Below are 19,340 nucleotides of genomic sequence, written 5' to 3' on the forward strand. Positions count from 1 at the left end.
TCCTTTAACTTGCGGCTTATGAAAATCTCACGATATACTCTGATTCATTTCCAATTCGACTCTTTAAACTCCAGACTCCCCTTTGTAATTATCTCTCCATTTCAAACATCTCACTTCCAATAAGCGAACGAGTGAATCTGAAAATTTCCCTACAAATGCAAAAATAATAATTCCTACAAAAACAATATCTGTATTAGAAAATTGTCTCGCATCCATAATCATATAGCCAATTCCTTCCGTTGAGCCCATAAGTTCCGCTACTACTAAGCTCACCCATGCAACACCTAGAGATAATCTGGCACCTAATAATAAATTTGGTAAAGCAGCCGGTAAAATGAGCTTTGTGATTAACTTCCTTTTGCTAAATTCTAATACTCTAGCAACATCAAATAACTTGGAGTCTACACCACGAATTCCTAAAAACGCATTCACATATAAAGGAAAAAAAGCCCCATCGGCAATCAGTAATACTTTTGATGTTTCGCCAAATCCAAACCATAAAACAAATAATGGTGCCACAGCTAAATGTGGTACAGTTCTTAGCATTTGTATCGAGGGATCTAAATATTGCTCGCTTCTTGTTGAAAAACCAACAATTGTTCCTAAAACCACCCCTAGACTGCCGCCAATGAAAAAGCCAACAGCTGCTCGAAACACACTAATACTTAAATGATTAAACAATTCCCCCGTCTGAACAAGGCTCTGAAAAGCTAGAAAAATATCCCACGGTGTAGGTAAAACTGTTTTAGAAACAAGCTCCAAAAATCCTGCCAATTGCCAAATCAGCAATACGATAGTCGGTATGATAATTGCTCGTATCAAGAGAGAAACATTCTTTTTACGAGAATGAGTCATTTCTTGCGTTTGAGCTAATTTGACTTCTGCTGTCTCAACTATCGTTTTCGCTCCTTCCATCGTGTAACACCTCTTTTCACTCCGATTTTAATGCTTTTTCAACATACGTATTATCTACAACTTCAGCAGGCTTAATTTTCTTTTTAATAGAATGCAGTTTATATTGGAAATCAGCCGTCTTTTGCTGTTCTTTTATAATGTCCTTCGCAATTGGTACTAAAATAGGTTTGTCGTGATGAAATACTTCTTTTACAATTTCAGGATCAATTTTCTTTGCGGAAGCATAAATATTGACTGCCTCTTCAAAATGAGACTCCTGCCACACTCGCGCTTTTTCATATACTTTCAGAAACGTCACAACGAGTTCTGGGTGTTCTTTCGCAAACTTTGTTCTTGCAACAATAAATTCTGGCGATGGGATGTTTAATGTATCACCATCTACAATCACCTTTGCCCCCTTTTTTAATGTATGTAATGATATAAATGGATCCCAGATTGCCCATGCATCTACCGATCCTGATTCAAAAGCTGGCTGTGCTTCATCAGGTTGTAACTGAATAACATCGACATCTTTTGCATCTAATCCTTCTTTCTCTAACGCACGGTATAATAAATTAAATGCGCTGCTTCCTTTTGCGACGGCAACTTTTTTCCCTTTTAAATCTTTTATACTTGTAATTTTACTATCTTTTTTCACAAGAATTCCTGTACCTTTTCTTGCATAGCTCGTATTTGCAATTTCTGTAAATTCAATATTCGCAGCTTGAGCGGAGATAACCGGTGAGTTTCCAACTTCCCCAAAGTCTAAACGATTTGAGGCAATCGCTTCAAAATAAGGAGGACCACTTTGAAACTCCGTCCACTTTACTTTGACACCAGCTTTTTCAAACTCTTCTTCAAACCATCCCTTTTTCTGCGCGAGTAGTAGCGGACTTAACCCTTGCTGTATACCAATTTGGATTGTTAGATCTCCCTTCTCATTTTTTCCACTTGCTGCCTTACTTTGACACCCCATCAATAAAAGTAATATCCCTAAAGCAAAATAAATCAATATAATCTTTTTATTCTGCATCAACCTTCCCTCCTTATACACTTTTAGTCGTAAGTTCTTCATACTCAAACTCTTTTAAAACTTTCGTTCGAAATTGTTGGAATAATGAAGAAGTCTTACTTCGTGGATATGGTAATGGATTAGGGATCACTTTCTTTATTGTTCCAGGTCTATGACTCATAATGACAACCCGATTGGAAAGATAAATTGCTTCATCTATGTCATGCGTAACTAAAATCATTGTTGTCTTCTTTTGCTTCCAAATATTTAGTAACACATCTTGTAGATGCGTTCTCGTAAATGCATCTAGCGCACCAAATGGTTCATCTAGTAGTAATACATTGGGATTTCGTAATAGTGCTCTTGCAATGGCAACTCTTTGTGACATACCGCCGGATATCTCTTTTGGATAAGACTTTTCAAATCCTTTGAGCCGAACGACTTCAATCCACTCCTTCACTTGTCTTTGTACCTCTAATTGTCTAAGTGATAAATCAGCTGCAATATTTTCTTCAACTGTAAGCCACGGAAACAAACGATGCTCCTGAAAAATAAATCCTTGTTTCATACTTGGTGCTGTCACTTGTTCCCCATCAATGAAAACTTCACCGATAAAATCATTATCTAATCCTGCTACAATCTTTAATAAAGTACTTTTGCCACACCCGCTTGGGCCAATTATAGTTACAAAATCTCCTTTATTTATTTGTAACTGAATATCCTCTAACACTCGAACACTTCCAGAGGATTTCACAAAAGATTTCGTAACGCCTTGAATGGAAACTGTCACACACTCGCCCCCTTAAAATAAATGAATTAAGAAATGATATAACAAATAAAAAAACCAAAGGCATTTCATAAATGAATGAAATGCCTTTGGTTTTTCCAATCAGCAATATATTATTGAATTAACTATATATTATATAAACATTTCCGATAAGTCAACTGTGTTTTATGGGGATTATCTCCAATTTTTTCACTTCTAGATATGTAAAATCATTAAACTCACGTAGTACAGTCTTACATACAAATCCTATAGATAATACTTTCTCGATTTTACTCATATCGCTTACACTTCTCTAATTTTTCAACAACCGCCTCATAAAACTTCTGTTCATCGTCTACATTCAAACGTACGCGCTTTACTTTTTTTACAAATCCATATAATAAATGAGCCGTTAATGGTTCTTTTAGTTTGATTTCGATTCTAGCCGGCTCCTTTATAAACTCCATGAGAGTCGCTTCAAATACTTCTTTTTCTTCTCCCTTTGTTAAGCTTTCTCCTTTATAAAATACAATGTCTTTTATTTGACAAAATGGGATGATTATTTTCTTTCCAAACCCAATTTGAATGATGATTTCTGTTTCCGTCATAATATATGGATTCGTGCGAATTGCTTGTATCTCAGCTAAAAAATAAAGAATTCCATAGATATTGAAAATGAGCAAAATCCAAGCTAACCATTCATTCCATTGATGAAGTAAATAATGAAATCCAATCGATTCGATGAGCGTTGCATGAATAATCATAATATAAAACGGGATGGCTCCAGTTTTTTTATGATAGGAAAATATATGCGGGCTTTCTGGCATCTTTGTACGCCAAGAGAATAAAGCGTAGTACAGTAATTTACATTCCGAAACAATCACATCTACTACCTTATTTCTTCTCACCGCAACATCAAATGCTTGATCAATTGCAAAAGCGAATGATGGATATTCGCTCTTATATTGTTTATAATATCGTATAATCCTAGGCAACGCTCTCGCAATTTTATATAGAATGAATAACTCTAAACTTAAAAACGCCAGTTCACCGGCCACTAAAATATAATGAATAAATGAAAATGACTGTAAGTAATTACTATCTTTTTCCCCTTCATTTGAATCATCCCTTACTTATTTTTCGAGCGAAACCACGCTGTACTATAATCAATAATCTCTCTCTGCTTCATAACTCTACACGTTGCATTTCCAATCTTTCCAATTTGAACAGCATTTGTTTCTTCAAATTCTTTCCCAATCTTAACAAATGGTGCGGGATCATAGTCTATTTCATCAAACTCTTTCCATACGCCGACCCCATTTTCAATAATAGGCGCTCCTTCTTTTATAAATTCACACGCCCCAGCACGTATTTCCGATAAATGAAGTGATGTATTCGAATCATAGCCAACTCCTATGAATAATACATATCCATCTAAATCATATATTTTCTTTAATGGAGATTCTTCCCCAAAACTAAATGACAGTGAATGGCCAGCTATAATCTGTTCTGCATGTTTCCCCCAAGCAGCGAAACTATTTAACGGATGACTACTTCGCTTTACATTTGGATATGTACGGAAACACTCTACAATTTCCCCCATCGCTCTTGTTGGAGTGATATCAGGATGAAAGGCAGGTACATTCTCACGAATTATGGGCCACCAATTTTCTGGAACTGGTGGTCGCGCCCAATTTTTTGGATCCGACAAATCAGATGTTTGCGTTGGCATTACAATCGTTCCCTCTTCCGTAATTACATTCATTAACGCTTCTACCACCGCAACTGCTCCGCCGCACACCCATCCCATTGAACTAAGTGAAGAATGTACAATCACTGTCATTTCTTTCTGTATCCCTAATTTCCTTAAATCATTTGTGATTGTTTCAATGGTATTTGGTAAATCTGTTTCCGCTACTATGTCATTTATTTTCATCATGATTCCCCCACTTTATCACAAACCTTACATAAACTCACATTTTTCATTTTATCATATTTTTCTTAATTTTTTATTTATTAGAAGATAAAGTTAAAATTCTTATCATGTATATTTAGAAAAATAAATTTAGAGATATTGAAAAAATACTCTCCTAAAATATATGTAAGAAGTATTCATTCCCAATAACACTGAAACCTTTCCACACCTGGATATTTTTCTCCTAAGCTTGTAATAATCCATCCACATTTTCTATAAAACTCAACTGCTTCACAGTCTGTTTCGGCTTCTAAGTAGATTAATTGATGTATTCGAATGATTTCCTTTATCATATAAGAAGCAAGTCATTGATGACGATTCGCTTTTGAAACAGCAATATGGCATAATCTTGCTTTATTTTCACCTATCAGTTCCATTCCAACACAAGCATTCTCTCCACATTTATATAATATCGCCTGCTGATTTTTTGTATAAAAATGAATTGCTTTTTGTAAACTGGGCTCCGAGGGGCCAACTGCAAGCTTCAATATATGTACCATGTTATCTTGTCCTATGTTTTCAATTCGTTCTAACATGCTGTACATCACCTTTCTTCACGATATATGTACGGGAACTTTACTGACTAAAATGAGGAAATGAATTGTTTTCACTTCCTCCTATATATCCTTTTAAAAAATAGTAGCTCTTTTCTTTTAAAGAGCTACTATCGATTTACGCTGTTATTTTCTCTTCTTTCTTTACAATGATCGCAACATAGCTATGCAATACCATTCCAACAACAACTAAACTCATGCCAATCCAAGATAATGAGGATGGAAATGGGGCTGATAACCAGATTAATTCTCCTAATAAGGCAAAGAAAACCTCACCAGACTGTGTTGCTTCTACAGTAGCTAATTTTTGCGGATCATCTTTTACAAGATCAGTTGCAAAAAAGAATAATACAGTCGCAATTAAACCAGAGCTAATCGCTACAATCAAACATTGTACGACTTGATTGCTTGATGGTAATCCACTAACAGAAAGCTCATAACCCGATAATACAAACCAAAACGGTAAGCTCGCAATTGTCATACCGAGAACACGTTGGAAAACATCTAACTCCCCTTTACAAACTTGCATCATTTTCCGATTTCCAAGTGGATAAGCAAATGCAGCAATGATAACAGGGACAACACATAAAAGCGTTTCGCGAATCCCTAACGCTGAAGCATGTTCTACTTGCATGAGAAGAACGCCTAATAATATGACAGAAGACATCATAAGTTCCTTTACGAGAATTTTTTTATGTAGGGAATATGTCGCAAAGAATGGCGTTAATAAAATTCCTGCTATAATGGTAATTTGCCATGTAGAAGCAACGAGCCAACCCGGACCAAATGCTCCTGCAAAACTAAGCGGCGCATAAAAAAGATCAAAACCGATCGTACTCCATAGGAACCACTCTTTCGGGTTATGTTTCATATATTGAAAAAGTTCTTTTAAGTTCCCTCTATACATCACGATCATAAATAGTAATGGAATCATAAAATAGTAACGTAAAGAAGCACTCCAAATCCAGCTTCCTCCCTGCAAATCCATTTCCCGGTTTAAAATAAACGTAAAGGCAAAGAAAAACGATGCCAATATCCCTGCTGCAATTGCTTTCATCCTAAAACCCCTTATACTTTTTCTTCTACTATATAATGAAGTATAATTAATTTGAAGAAAAATCTGAAAATAACACATAAATCTTTCCTTATCATCTTTTCTCCTTCACAAAAATAACACCATATATTCTTCATCACGGTACATACCGTTCATTTTTAGCGCATTTTTTTCTATTCCATACGTTTTAAATCCGATAGATTGATACAGCTTCTTTGCTGCGTTGTTATCAGAAACGACTCCTAAATAAATTTGCTCTATGTCTATTCCTTTTGCCTTTTCTATTAATGCTTCCATTAATGCTTTCGCAATTCCTCTTCCTCTACTTCGATGATCGACATACATCGCAACAAGATGGCCCTTATGCTTATATACCGCTTTTTGCTCTAGCAATAACGTTACTACCCCTACCAGTTGATTATCATTCTGGAAAGCACCAAATGTATAACTAGTATTTGAACTTAAATTTCGCTTAACCTCTTCAAGAGGTTTTTCTTTTTGTAGCGCTTCTTCGTAAGTGGTTACAAATGCATCTGGATTCATTTGTAATGCTTGTAAACGTAAGTCCCAATATTGTATGGCGTCTTCTTTTGTTAAAATACGAATCATATCTTTCCACCCCTTCATCAAACTAAGTAACGAACAATTTGTTTACATAATAATATTATGTTTATCTATACTTCCCAACCGAAAATCCTTCAAACAATCTCCCTCCATAACGATCTAATGTTTGTTCAATAAAAAAAATAAGCTCTCTCTTTTCCCCAGTTCTATAAAAATGATCAAACGCCGCTACAAACGCTTCAGCAAATGTTTCATCATATTTTCTTAACACACGAAAAAACCATTTTGAATTTCCAACCCATTGTCTATTTACTCTCAGTACAAATTCATGTAATAAATCTGCCAGGAGATTTGCAATAAACAATTCCTCCTCCCTTTTTGTTGCACCAATAAAATCATCTAATGCGTCTGTAAGGAAATAGCGCTTTCGTCTAATTATTTCTTCTGTCCAAGTTTCAGGACCTTTCTCTAATAATTGCTGCGCTTCCTTCTTTACATGTGACACGATTTGCTTTTCTCCCTTTAACATAATCCCTTCTAAAACAAGTTGAGGAAGAGTTGGTCTTCCCCTCTCACAATCGCTTTTAAAATATTGTTTATAGGTTTCAAAATTATGTACAAACACCTCAACTGGCCAACCGTTGCAAAAGAATGATTCTCGATAACAAGACGGCAGCTTTTTATCTAATACAACAATGTCGAGATCTGATGTTGTTGTTTCTTCTCCTCTTGCAACGCTACCTCCTAATAAAGCAACATCACAATTTGGAAATCGAGCCTCGATTATGTTTTGTGCAGCCTCGATTGCTTTCATATCGCTCCCCCTTTTTTTATCTCTATATACATATGAATATTCGACACTATTTCTAAATTTCCTATTTTATTTTTTACAATACAGTATGTGAAATTTTAAAAATGATGATCTTCATCTTTTTCATTCAGCCCTTATCACTTAACCATATAACAATGACGGAATGAAAGAATCTTATACAATTTTTATAAACTTTCTTTGCATTTCCCTACCTAAAATTGCTAATATAGTAGAGTAGAATTTTTATAGAGAGAAGGAAAATTATGCACAATGGAATTCCAATGACAACTTTAGTAAAAAGGGTACTGCTACTTTGCATCGGGGCTATTTTTTTATCCGAAATGATTTTAGGATTAGGAAATGCTGTTCATGCAAGTACAGAAGATGACGCAAAATCGGTTCAACTTGTAAGTGAAATTCAGACAGCTCTTGCTCCGAAAGAAGCACCGAAGCAATATAACGGGCAAGTTCGAAAAGTCGCTTACTTAACATTTGACGATGGTCCTGGAAAATACACTGCTGAACTTTTAGATATGTTGAAAAAAGAAGATGCAAAAGCTACATTTTTCCTAATCGGTTCAAATGTAAAAGCATTCCCTGATTTAGTTAAACGTGAACATGCAGAAGGTCATTATGTTGGTATGCACAGTATGACGCATAACTACAAAAAGCTTTACACAGAAGGTCGTTACGTTGATGAAATGAAAGAGGATCAAGGTTTAATTGCCGGCGTTATCGGAAAATCACCAGTTTTAACACGCCCATCTTACGGATCTATGCCTGGATTAAATGAAGCTCTTCGCAATAAAGTAGTCGAAAACGGCTTAAAGGTATGGGACTGGACAATTGATTCTTTAGATTGGAAATATAATAAAATGCCAGTCGATGCAGCATCTGCTCAAATTGTTCAAAATGTTCTTGCTGGTGCGAACAAGCCAACGGAAGTTATTCTTATGCATGACATTCATCCACAATCCGTCAAAGCAGTGCCTGCTATTATTAAAGGCTTAAAAGAAAAAGGATACGAGTTAGAAAGCTATAAAGAGGACGAACACTTCCCATTAAACTTCTGGCATGATCATCGTATTTAATTGAAAAAGACTTGATTTTCTTTATTAGAAAATCAAGTCTTTTTTCTTTCTGCCTCATTTAAAATAATTTTGCAATTTCGCTAATCAAAATACCAATAACAGCGAAATCAGAGTCACCAAATGTTGTGTTTTCAAACCCTAATCCGCCTAATACTGGTAACAATAATGCTGGAAGGAACGAAATAAATAATCCGTTTACAAATGAACCTAAAATCGCTCCCCTTCTTCCTCCCGTTGCATTTCCAAATACAGCAGCTGTTGCTCCTGTAAAGAAATGAGGAATCAGTCCTGGTACGATAACACTTAAACCAATAACAGGTAAAATGAACATAGATAATAATCCAGCAATGAAACTTGTTAAAAATCCAATAATAACTGCGTTTGGTGCAAATGGGAAAATAGTCGGGCAGTCAAGTGCTGGTTTTGCATTTGGCACAATTTTATCCGCAATCCCTTTAAATGCAGGCACAATTTCCGCAATTAACATACGAACACCTGCTAAAATAATATATACTCCCGCCGCAAATGTAATGGCTTGCATAAAAGAATAAACTAAAAAATTTTGTCCATTACTTAACTCTGCTTCAATAAATTGCTTTCCAGCAAATGGTGCAACAACGAAGAAAAGAACAGCCATTGTTAGTGACATAGAAACAGATGTATCACGTAAAAAACCTAGGGATTTCGGTACTTGAATTTGCTCTGTAGATTTTTCTTTATTTCCAAACTTGCTACCAACAAAACCAGCCGCTAAATAACCAACAGAACCAAAATGTCCAATTGCAATATCATCCATACCTGTAATTTTCCTAACATATGGCTGTAATAGTGCTGGAAAAATAACCATCAGTACTCCTAAAAGAATGGATCCTATCAATACAAGTGAAAAACCTTTTAGCCCCGCTGTAGAAAATACAGCTGAAATTAAACAGGCCATAAAAAGTGTATGGTGCCCTGTTAAAAATACATATTTCAGTTTCGTAAATCGCGCAATCAATAAATTTACAATCATCCCAAATACCATAATAAATGCTGTTTCTTTTCCTAACGTTTGCTGCGCGATTGCAACGATTGCTTCATTATTTGGAATAATCCCTTTAATATGGAATGCCTTATCAAACATTTTACCAAAAATATCTAAAGAACCTGTTAATATTGTAGCTCCGCCACCTAATACGATAAATCCCATAATCGTTTTAAGCGTACCAGATACAGTATCTGCAAAGCTTTTCTTTTGTAACAATAAACCACACATGGCAAATAATCCAACTAAAATAGCTGGTTGTCCTAAAATGTCTTTCATAATGAAATCAAACATGGCACCGCTCCCCCTTCAGCTCAGAATCAGTGGGACATCAAATCATCCCACTGATTAAAGTTTCACTTTATTCAACTGTGTTACATGAGGTGTTTTTGCAATGCTTCTTTAATTTCATTTTGATCTAAAATATTTGTCAATCCAGCAACAGTACGAACACCATCTTCTAAATTGCAAATAATATCTTTTGATCCTAAATATAAATCAGCTTGTTCCGATTTACTAGATGCTAAATCTGTATGAGAAACTTCCGCTTGTAAACCAAGTTCACCTAGTATTTTCTTCACGTTCATTTCAACAATAAAACTACTTCCTAATCCATTTCCGCATACAACTAAGATTTTTTTCATTTTAACTTCCTCCTAATTTGAATACTTCGCTATCATTTCTAGCATTTGTTCTTTTGAATTTGAACGAATTAACAGATCGACATTTTCAGGTTGTGATAACATATCACTTAATTGTGCCAATGCCTTCAAATGCGTTTCATTATCAATAGCAGCTAATACAATAATTAAATTAGCCGCATGTTCTTGTTTTTCAGAAAATGAAACACTTTCTTTTAATTGCAATAAGCTCATTCCTAATTTTTTTACACCTGCTTCAGGTCGTGCATGAGGAATTGCAATTTTAGGTGCAATAACAATATAAGGACCTAATTTTTTTACATTTGCAATCATTTCTTGCACATATTCTTCAGAAATATATTCCGTTTGTAACAGCGGTTTTGCTGCAATTTGAATTGCATCTTCCCAAGAATCAACGCGATCTTGAAGCTGAATATATTCTTTTGTTAATAGCTCGTTTAACATCGGCTTGTATTTCTCCTCTCTTCCTAAATGCACTGGACCACTTATAAATTCTCTCAGTTCTCTTTTTAAAGCATGCTCATCTCTCACATCTGCATATTTGTGAATCATCTGCATCATAATATCAACTGAATCATTTTGATCCTCACGAAATAAAGTAGCATTCACTTTTCGAAGCAAGGATGCCTTTTCAGCATCTGTCAAAATGGGATTTACCATAAAAATAGGTAGCAATCCCTTCTCTAATTCAGTAGTTGTAATAATACAATCTACATCAAATGTATTAGATTCATATTCTCTCTTTGAGATTGCTTGTAAAATATCCATATGTGAGAATAATTGTTCTAGCTGATATTGCAGCATACGTGACGTACCAATACCATTTGGACACACAAGTAAAGCCGTTTTCCTTGGACTGGGAACGATTCCTTCCTTCCTCATCCAAGCGCTAAAATGCATCGTAATATATGCAATTTCATCTTCTGAAATTTCTTTCCCTACATATTGTTCAAAATGATGAACCACTTTCTTTGTTAAATGATATACTTCCGCATAACTGTTTCGAATTATATGCAACAATGGGTTTTCAATTTCAATTCCATATTTCACGCGATAGAAAGCTGGCTTCATGTGTAAATATAGGTCAGAAGCAAGACCTGTAAAATCTCGGAATATGACACAAGCATAATGCTGAAAATCTTTTATCATGTAATCGACAATATGCCAAATACCGTGAACATCATTCTTTCCATACTCTTTTTGCTGCGCGTTCACTTTCGCTCCCAATAAGTGCGTTGTAATATAATAAATCTCATCCTTTGGAAACTTCACATGTAACACTTTTTCGAACTGTTTTCCAATATAGGTAGCTGCTTGAAAATGCTTTGTTTCACGAAGAACAGCTTTCTCAGTTTCCTCCATTTGAACATATTGCCCTTTCACAATACGACTACAAAACAAACACATATAAACGCTTAAATTCTCAAGCACCTCGTCTGTATATTGAACGCCCAAAAATTCCTCACACTTCGATAAAATATCTTTCATTACACGAAGTTTTTCTTGTTCTGTTTGCTTCTTTTCTCCTTCTCCATGATTCACAATGTTCCTCATATGAGAAACTACATATTCCCAGCTGTGCTTTGCAATTAACTGTGAAAGATATGCTATTAATACATTTCGCTTCCCTTGCTCCATTCCTTTAATGTAATATCCTTGCTTACGGTGAAACTGTAGAGATAACTTGAACTTTCCTAACTCTGCTTTCAATTTTTTCAAATCAGCTAGTATTGTATTTCGGCTCACTTGAATAAGTTTTATTAAATCTTCCAACAAAATTCTTTTTTCTTCCGTTAATAAATATAACGCAAGCCATGCCTTTCGTTCTTGTGGAGAATACTCATATTGAACTGTTATCAATCCTTGTAACTTTTGAGCTACTTTTTGTTTTGTTTTCTTATCTAAACAATATCCTAATGGACGAACATATTGAATTGGTTCTAGATGTTCCGTAATTAACCAGTCATCTACTTTTTTCATATCATAATAAACTGTTCTTTTCGACACTTGTAGTACTTCTGTCAATTGATCAACAGAAGTATAACTATCCGCTTGCATCATTTGTTGTAAAATTGCAGCACTACGATGATCTAATATCATATGATGTACACCCTTTCTATACTTGTTCTTCCTTCACCTTGCAAGTATAGATACTAACTTTGCAAAATTAGATAATTAAAATCATCTTCTACTAATATAGTATCTCTTATTTCTTGCAAAATTAAGTCCAAATTATCGTTTATGTACGGTGCAATAATTGTACTGTTTTTTCACCTTCTTAATTTTATGATATATTTACAATACGGTATGTGAAATTATATATCTTCATTCCAAGCAATTTGTTATGGGTAGACTAAAAGCTTTAAGCCCAAAAGTCTACCCTCCATATGTCGCACTGCAACAAATACACGTACGAATTTTCCTTATAACAATTTCCGCATCTTTTTCATCAAATATTGAAAACTCCATATCTGCCCCTGATACATGTTTTGGAACCTCTATTGACTCTTGGTTATATAACACTTCTTCAAAAGAATGAACTGTGCGTAAAATCGCTGTATTTCTTTGGCTGCTTGCTATCCGATTTTTTATAATGTGGACTGGTAAATCAAACTTCACAACAATTACTTTGAAACCGTGTTTTTGAAATTGTTGAATGAGTCTTGTCCGCGGCGCTTCCTGTAAATTCGCATTACATACAATCATATGATACGCAGTGTTTAATATTGTATACTCTATGATTCGCTCTGTTATACTGTATTTCAATATATTTTCTCCTTCTTTTGGTACAAGTAGAGGATAAACAGATTGAAGAAATACTGCATGTTCATCTTGGTCGATTACGACTGTATGTTCCAATTCCTTTTCAAGTTTCCTTGCGAATGTACTTTTCCCGCTATGTGTTTTTCCAATTGTTAAGATTACATATCTTTCCACCATACACTATCCCTCTTCTCCCTTTCATCAGCACTTCTATACTTATTATATATAAAATCACATATTTCCTTTTCTTATTAACTCATGATTCAAATAAAAAATCCTACTCATACTTTATTTCATATGAGTAGGATTTTTTTATTTATACTTTATTCTGCTTTCGTACTTTGCGTTGTTTTCACCTTCGTTTTATTTTTATCACGATGGTTATAATTGTACTTCGAACGATCTATAGGTGTGAAACCTTCTGGTGTATAGAATCGTAATAAATCACCATTTACTACTTGGTCAGAAAGTTTAAGTGCTTGCTGAACCATTTGTTCATTTTGTTTGATTTCTTCTGTAACCTCTACTGGTTTTCCAGTCGTTGTATCATAATATCTTCCGTTAAGCGCAGTAACAGTCGGACTTACGTAATTACCGTTACGGAATGCTACAACTTGTTTATGCTCTGGTGATAATAAATCTGTACCAAATTGGATATAATTCTTTGTATCGATACCTAATAAATGTAATAGCGTTGGAAGAACATCGATTTCTCCGCCATACTGATGCTGAACGCCCCCCTTCATTCCTGGCACACGAACAATGAAAGGTACGCGTTGTAATTGTGCATTTTCAAAGGAATGAATTTCCTTGCCCATAATCTGTGACATCGCTCTATTATGGTTATCTGAAATACCATAATGGTCCCCATACATTACGATAATGGAGTTGTCATATAAACCAGATTGTTTCAAGTAATCGACAAAACCTTTGACTGCTTCATCTAGATAGCGCGCTGTTTGGAAATACGTATCTACAGATGAATCGCCTGTTGTTGCTGGCTCAATTGTTGCTTCTTCCTTATCAATTGGATAAGGGAAATGGTTTGATAGCGTAATAAACTTCGTATAGAACGGTTGCTTTACTGTTTCTAATAATGGGATTGACTCATTAAAGAACGGTTTATCTTTTAAACCATAGTTAACAACGTCTTTCTCGTTCATATCATAGTATGATGCATCAAAGAATTTATTAAATCCAAATGATTTATAAATGTCATCACGGTTCCAGAATGTTTTGTAGTTACCGTGGAACACCGCTGAAGTATATCCTTGTTGTCCCAAAATAGCGGGTGCTGCTTGATACGTATTATGCGATTTTGTTGTAAATACAGAACCTTGCGGTAATCCAAACATGGAATTCTCTAACATAAATTCCGCATCCGATGTTTTCCCTTGTCCCGTTTGATGGAAGAAGTTATCAAAATACAACGTATTTGCATCTTTTGTAAATGAGTTAATAAATGGTGTTACCTCTTGCCCATTTAACTTGTAATCAATTAAAAAGTTTTGGAACGATTCCAGATGAATATAGATAACATTCATCCCTTTTCCTTTTCCAAAATACTCTGCGCTTGTGCTTGCATAGTTTGAAGCGATGTAATTTCTGACCTCTGTCATACTGTCACCATCTGCCATAGCTCGTTCTGTTGATGCTTTCATACTTTGAATACCATCATAAATGGTATAATTGTAAGCGCCTAAATATTTCACAATGTAGCTGCGGTCAAATGTTCTTGTTAACAATTCCGGGCGATCAGATTCTGCCAGTCCTAAATTAATGCTGAAAATTAAAATGGCTGAAATAAATACTAGTGACAATTTATACTTTGCAACGCGAATTGGCTTTGGATTCGCAACTTTTGTTAAAACAAGTACAAGTAAAACGATTGTGTCTAAGAAATATAAAGGATCATATGATTGTAGCAATGCTACAACACTGCCGCCTAATTCCCCAAAGTTATTCGTTTGAGTCAATGTTGGAAACGTAATAAAATCGCTGAAGAAACGATAGTATACAACATTTGCATACAAAAGAATTGACAGTAGCAAATTAATAATAATCAACCAAATATAAGATCGTTTCCCTTTTGCAAATAATGCAAGTCCTAGAAACAAAATGGCTGAGCTTAACGGGTTAAAAAAAAGCAAAAACTTTTGAATTGTGTTCGATATTCCTAAGTTGAATTCTGTCACATATGCTGCATATGTTTTCAACCAAAATAAAATAACCGCAAAAATAAAGAACCCAAAGTGATTACTTAACACTCGTTTGCTCTTTTGTAATAATTGTTTCATCTCTCCACCTCTTTTAATCATCCAAGGCTTATTTCTTATAAGTCTATCTCTATTTTTTATCTACTTTCTTCATATCGTTCATTTATTTAACCGTATGAAGAATATTAGTAATTATAATTTGAAGCTGTTATTTATTCAACTATTTCCTACTAAACATTTTGACCTTACTTTATATTTAACAAAATACATTTGTAATATTTCCATTTTATCCCCCAAAAAACAACCCATTAATGAAGATATACATCACTATAAACCTTTGCGGTTTCATTCGCAAACATTTTTATTTCCAAAATTACCAATTGGATTGGTAATGGTTCATTTATATAGGTAGAGAAAGTCGATCCATACTTCATTTCCGATTAAGTGAAACTTTAATCAATGGGGGATTCACCCTCCACTGATTATATTCGGGCTGTTACTACCTTAAAATAGCGGAATAAAAAATCCCCCCTATACGCTTTCTTAGTAAAGGGGGGCCATCTGTTTATTTATTTTGGTACATTGCGCTTACTTGCTTTTGTAGTTCTTCATTTTCTAAGTACTCATCGTAAGTCGTTTCTTTATCGATTACACCATTTGGTGTGACTTCAATAATACGATTTGCAATTGTTTGTACAAATTGATGGTCATGAGATGTAAATAGAATTGTACCTTTAAATGCGATTAAACCGTTGTTTAATGCTGTAATAGATTCAAGATCTAAGTGGTTCGTTGGGTCATCAAGTACTAGTACATTCGCACCGCTTAGCATCATTTTTGATAACATACAACGTACTTTTTCTCCCCCAGATAATACAGAAACATTCTTCTTCACTTCTTCACCAGAGAATAACATGCGGCCTAAGAAACCACGTAAGAAGCTTTCAGATTCATCTTGTGGTGAGAATTGGCGCAACCATTCAACTAGATTATATTCACTGTTTTCAAAATATGTAGAGTTATCTCTTGGGAAGTACGATTGAGATGTTGTCACACCCCATTTGAACGAACCGCTATCTGGCTCCATTTCACCCATAAGAATTTTAAATAATGTTGTCATCGCAATATCGTTACGTCCAATAAATGCAACTTTATCACCTTTATTTAAAGTAAAGTACACATTATCTAACACTTTTTCTCCATCAATTGTTTTTGAAAGACCTTCAACCGTTAATAAGTCATTTCCTACTTCACGTTCTGGCGTGAAACCAACGAATGGATAACGGCGTGATGATGGTTTAATATCATCTAATGTAATTTTATCTAATAATTTTTTACGAGAAGTTGCTTGCTTTGCTTTTGATGCATTTGAGCTAAAGCGTGCAATAAAGTTTTGTAACTCTTTTATTTTCTCTTCTTTTTTCTTATTTGCATCTTGCGTTAATTTTAAAGCTAATTGACTTGATTCATACCAGAAGTCATAGTTACCAACATACAGTTGAATTTTACCGAAATCAAGGTCAGCCATGTGCGTACATACTTTATTTAAGAAATGACGATCATGGGATACAACGATAACAGTATTTTCAAAGTTCATTAAAAAGTTTTCTAACCATTGAATTGCTTTTAAATCTAAGTGGTTGGTAGGCTCATCTAATAATAGAACATCTGGTTGACCGAATAAAGCTTGCGCAAGTAATACTTTTACTTTCTCTGCACCTGTTAATTCAGACATCTTCTTATCATGAAGCTCTTCACCAATACCAAGTCCTTTTAAAAGAATAGCAGCTTCCGATTCCGCTTCCCAACCGTTAAGCTCAGCGAACTCACCTTCAAGCTCTGCAGCGCGCATACCATCTTCATCACTGAAATCTTCTTTCATATAAATCGCATTTTTCTCTTGCATTACTTCATATAAACGAGTGTGACCCATAATAACTGTTTCTAATACTGGAAACTCTTCATATTCGAAGTGGTTCTGTTTTAATACCGCTAAACGCTCACCTGGCGTAATATGTACATCACCCGTTGTCGGCTCAATTTCTCCAGATAAAATCTTTAGAAATGTTGATTTACCAGCACCATTTGCTCCAATTAAGCCGTAGCAGTTACCCGGCGTGAATTTTATGTTAACATCTTCAAACAATTTGCGATCCGCAAAACGCAAACTAACGTTACTTACTGTAATCATTTGGTTCCTCCAATTTCGATACTTTTATTACATACTCCACTTACTATACCATATTTAACATGTTAAAGGTATATCCAATCATCTTTGTATATTGTCAACTGAAATTTTTCTTCTCACATACTTTTATCCTTCTCGCCTCCTATTCTACTTCTTTTATTCGCACTAACGTCGCTATAATCCTATATAAAAGTAATAGTACTCCATTTCAACATGCAGCAGAAGCAAAAAATGAATCCAAAATAGACTATTCCTTCATGCTTGATTGATGAAGACGAATCATTACTAAGGAATTGGCGCTTTACTGATGAAAGTTTCAATCGTCGTCGAGGTTTTCTTCAAGTCTAATGTAGCTGGAACAATTCGCTTGCTTAATAGTATTACACATTTTGAAGGTGTTAAATTCCCTTCGCCAGCGACTTAGATATAAAACAATCGACATTTTTTCTGTTAACCTCTTTTTATTTTACTTGTAGTTTACTTAATGTCCCAAAAAACTCCGGGTATGAAACTCCAACGGCGTCAGCATCTTCAATAACTGTTTTGCCATTTGCTAAAGAACCTGCAATCGCTAACATCATGCCAATGCGATGGTCTCCATGACTATTTACGGTAGCTCCCATTAAATTAGACTTACCATAAATAATCATTCCATCATCGGTTGCTTCAATTTGAGCACCGAGTTTTGTTAATTCTGTAACAACTGTATCAATACGATTCGTTTCTTTTACTTTCAATTCATGGGCATCTTTAATGACAGTCATTCCTTCTGCCTGTGTTGCCGCTAAAGCGATAATAGGAATTTCATCGATAAGTCTTGGAATAATATCTCCTGCAATTTCTATCCCTTGCAGCGTCGATGTTTCAATCGTAAGACGAGCAGCTAGTTCAACTGCTTCCTGATCAATCGGCTCTATCTTTAATTTCGCTCCCATTTTCATTAGAACATCTATAATTCCTGTACGAGTTGGATTCATTCCGACATTTTGTAAAATAAGTTTACTATTTGGCAAAACTGCTCCTGCGACTAAGAAAAAGGCTGCTGAAGATATATCGCCAGGAACTGTTATATTTGTCGCTAGTAACTTTTGTCCACCAGCTAGTTTCACTGTTTTCCCCTCACGTGTTACAGTAACACCGAACGCCTCCAGCATTCTTTCTGTATGATCTCGCGAAATATGGGGTTCTGTAACAGCCGTTACACCTTTTGCCGTGAGCCCTGCTAGTAAAATTGCTGACTTCACTTGTGCACTCGCGATAGGAGATTGATAGTCAATCGCTGTTAAATTCCCGCCACGTATTGTAAGTGGCGGAAACGTCCCCTCTTCTCTCCCATCAATGTTTGCTCCCATTTGTTTCAGCGGGACTGTAACTCGTTTCATCGGCCTTTTTGCAATAGAATAATCTCCTTGTATGCAGGAATAAAATGGCGTATTTGCAAGTATTCCAGACATTAAACGAATCGTTGTTCCTGAGTTTCCAACATCTAAAACATGTTTCGGCTCTTGTAGTCCTTCTAATCCTTTTCCAATAACAACTACTTCCTCACCCTCTTGCTTTATTTCTACTCCCATTTCTTTAAAACAAGAAATCGTACTTAAACAATCCGCACCAGGTAAAAACCCTTTAATCGTTGTTGTTCCTTCTGCAATCGCTCCAAACATCACAGCGCGATGCGAAATAGATTTATCGCCGGGAATTTGAATTGTTCCTCTTAATCCATTTTTCACACGTTGTATCACTTGTTCTTTCATCTATTTTCGCCC

At 35.1% G+C, this 19,340-nt stretch carries 15 protein-coding genes and 2 pseudogenes; 1 reads left to right on the forward strand and 16 read right to left on the reverse strand.

Going from position 1 to position 19,340, the window contains the following annotated elements; genetic code table 11:
- Nucleotides 1-63 precede the first annotated feature (63 nt).
- From MR063_RS09260 to MR063_RS09300, 9 genes and pseudogenes are all read right to left on the reverse strand, one after another.
- Nucleotides 64-855, reverse strand: coding sequence for an ABC transporter permease (locus tag MR063_RS09260; RefSeq protein ID WP_396021829.1), 792 nt, complete (start codon nt 853-855; stop codon nt 64-66).
- A 76-nt stretch (nt 856-931) separates the two neighbouring features.
- Nucleotides 932-1,927, reverse strand: a complete 996-nt coding sequence (locus MR063_RS09265) for an aliphatic sulfonate ABC transporter substrate-binding protein (RefSeq protein ID WP_242196751.1) — start codon at nt 1,925-1,927, stop codon at nt 932-934.
- A 13-nt stretch (nt 1,928-1,940) separates the two neighbouring features.
- Nucleotides 1,941-2,696, reverse strand: a complete 756-nt coding sequence (locus MR063_RS09270; protein WP_242196754.1) for an ABC transporter ATP-binding protein — start codon at nt 2,694-2,696, stop codon at nt 1,941-1,943.
- Nucleotides 2,697-2,962: 266 nt separating this feature from the next.
- Nucleotides 2,963-3,772 (reverse strand): annotated as a pseudogene (locus MR063_RS09275) (hypothetical protein); the annotation flags it as partial.
- 29 nt (nt 3,773-3,801) lie between these two features.
- The gene (locus tag MR063_RS09280; protein WP_242196758.1) at nt 3,802-4,608 is read right to left on the reverse strand and encodes an AAC(3) family N-acetyltransferase; all 807 of its coding nucleotides are present in this window, start codon (nt 4,606-4,608) and stop codon (nt 3,802-3,804) included.
- A gap of 176 nt (nt 4,609-4,784) precedes the next feature.
- Nucleotides 4,785-5,183, reverse strand: a pseudogene (locus tag MR063_RS09285) (GNAT family N-acetyltransferase).
- Between the two features lie 136 nt (nt 5,184-5,319).
- A complete protein-coding gene (locus tag MR063_RS09290; protein WP_242196761.1) occupies nt 5,320-6,258 on the reverse strand; it encodes a DMT family transporter in 939 nt (312 codons plus the stop codon).
- 105 nt (nt 6,259-6,363) lie between these two features.
- Nucleotides 6,364-6,864, reverse strand: a complete 501-nt coding sequence (locus MR063_RS09295) for a GNAT family N-acetyltransferase (RefSeq protein ID WP_242196764.1) — start codon at nt 6,862-6,864, stop codon at nt 6,364-6,366.
- A 61-nt stretch (nt 6,865-6,925) separates the two neighbouring features.
- Nucleotides 6,926-7,633, reverse strand: a complete 708-nt coding sequence (locus MR063_RS09300; RefSeq protein ID WP_242196767.1) for a nucleotidyltransferase domain-containing protein — start codon at nt 7,631-7,633, stop codon at nt 6,926-6,928.
- Between the two features lie 260 nt (nt 7,634-7,893).
- Between MR063_RS09300 and MR063_RS09305 the strand changes: the two genes are divergently transcribed.
- Nucleotides 7,894-8,721: a peptidoglycan-N-acetylglucosamine deacetylase gene (locus MR063_RS09305; RefSeq protein WP_242196770.1), complete on the forward strand. Its 828-nt coding sequence runs from the start codon at nt 7,894-7,896 to the stop codon at nt 8,719-8,721.
- A gap of 58 nt (nt 8,722-8,779) precedes the next feature.
- Here MR063_RS09305 and MR063_RS09310 read toward each other — a convergent pair whose 3' ends face one another.
- The 7 genes from MR063_RS09310 to aroA all read right to left on the reverse strand — a co-directional run bounded on the left by MR063_RS09310 (nt 8,780) and on the right by aroA (nt 19,328).
- Nucleotides 8,780-10,039, reverse strand: coding sequence for a PTS ascorbate transporter subunit IIC (locus MR063_RS09310; RefSeq protein WP_242196773.1), 1,260 nt, complete (start codon nt 10,037-10,039; stop codon nt 8,780-8,782).
- A gap of 80 nt (nt 10,040-10,119) precedes the next feature.
- The gene (locus tag MR063_RS09315; RefSeq protein ID WP_242143198.1) at nt 10,120-10,389 is read right to left on the reverse strand and encodes a PTS sugar transporter subunit IIB; all 270 of its coding nucleotides are present in this window, start codon (nt 10,387-10,389) and stop codon (nt 10,120-10,122) included.
- 12 nt (nt 10,390-10,401) lie between these two features.
- The gene (locus MR063_RS09320) at nt 10,402-12,507 is read right to left on the reverse strand and encodes a BglG family transcription antiterminator (RefSeq protein WP_242196776.1); all 2,106 of its coding nucleotides are present in this window, start codon (nt 12,505-12,507) and stop codon (nt 10,402-10,404) included.
- 276 nt (nt 12,508-12,783) lie between these two features.
- Nucleotides 12,784-13,347 carry an ATP-binding protein gene (locus MR063_RS09325; RefSeq protein WP_242196778.1) on the reverse strand — a complete coding sequence of 188 codons (564 nt, stop codon included), beginning with the start codon at nt 13,345-13,347 and terminating at the stop codon, nt 12,784-12,786.
- 146 nt (nt 13,348-13,493) lie between these two features.
- Complete coding sequence (gene ltaS, locus MR063_RS09330) at nt 13,494-15,467, reverse strand: lipoteichoic acid synthase (protein ID WP_242196781.1); 1,974 nt, start codon at nt 15,465-15,467, stop codon at nt 13,494-13,496.
- Nucleotides 15,468-15,951: 484 nt separating this feature from the next.
- Complete coding sequence (locus MR063_RS09335; RefSeq protein WP_242143202.1) at nt 15,952-17,577, reverse strand: ABC-F family ATP-binding cassette domain-containing protein; 1,626 nt, start codon at nt 17,575-17,577, stop codon at nt 15,952-15,954.
- A 458-nt stretch (nt 17,578-18,035) separates the two neighbouring features.
- Nucleotides 18,036-19,328, reverse strand: coding sequence for a 3-phosphoshikimate 1-carboxyvinyltransferase (gene aroA, locus MR063_RS09340; protein ID WP_242196784.1), 1,293 nt, complete (start codon nt 19,326-19,328; stop codon nt 18,036-18,038).
- Nucleotides 19,329-19,340 lie beyond the last annotated feature (12 nt).

Source organism: Bacillus cereus group sp. BfR-BA-01492 (genome assembly GCF_022662815.1).
In the GTDB taxonomy this organism is placed as follows: Bacteria; Bacillota; Bacilli; order Bacillales; family Bacillaceae_G; genus Bacillus_A; species Bacillus_A cereus_BD.

Coding starts and splice junctions, on each gene's coding strand:
- MR063_RS09260 (WP_396021829.1), bottom strand. CDS start 855: ATGACTCATTCTCGTAAAAAGAATGTTTCTCTCTTGATACGAGCAATT.
- MR063_RS09265 (WP_242196751.1), bottom strand. CDS start 1,927: ATGCAGAATAAAAAGATTATATTGATTTATTTTGCTTTAGGGATATTA.
- MR063_RS09280 (WP_242196758.1), bottom strand. CDS start 4,608: ATGAAAATAAATGACATAGTAGCGGAAACAGATTTACCAAATACCATT.
- MR063_RS09290 (WP_242196761.1), bottom strand. CDS start 6,258: ATGAAAGCAATTGCAGCAGGGATATTGGCATCGTTTTTCTTTGCCTTT.
- MR063_RS09295 (WP_242196764.1), bottom strand. CDS start 6,864: ATGATTCGTATTTTAACAAAAGAAGACGCCATACAATATTGGGACTTA.
- MR063_RS09300 (WP_242196767.1), bottom strand. CDS start 7,633: ATGAAAGCAATCGAGGCTGCACAAAACATAATCGAGGCTCGATTTCCA.
- MR063_RS09305 (WP_242196770.1), top strand. CDS start 7,894: ATGCACAATGGAATTCCAATGACAACTTTAGTAAAAAGGGTACTGCTA.
- MR063_RS09310 (WP_242196773.1), bottom strand. CDS start 10,039: ATGTTTGATTTCATTATGAAAGACATTTTAGGACAACCAGCTATTTTA.
- MR063_RS09315 (WP_242143198.1), bottom strand. CDS start 10,389: ATGAAAAAAATCTTAGTTGTATGCGGAAATGGATTAGGAAGTAGTTTT.
- MR063_RS09320 (WP_242196776.1), bottom strand. CDS start 12,507: ATGATATTAGATCATCGTAGTGCTGCAATTTTACAACAAATGATGCAA.
- MR063_RS09325 (WP_242196778.1), bottom strand. CDS start 13,347: ATGGTGGAAAGATATGTAATCTTAACAATTGGAAAAACACATAGCGGG.
- ltaS (WP_242196781.1), bottom strand. CDS start 15,467: ATGAAACAATTATTACAAAAGAGCAAACGAGTGTTAAGTAATCACTTT.
- MR063_RS09335 (WP_242143202.1), bottom strand. CDS start 17,577: ATGATTACAGTAAGTAACGTTAGTTTGCGTTTTGCGGATCGCAAATTG.
- aroA (WP_242196784.1), bottom strand. CDS start 19,328: ATGAAAGAACAAGTGATACAACGTGTGAAAAATGGATTAAGAGGAACA.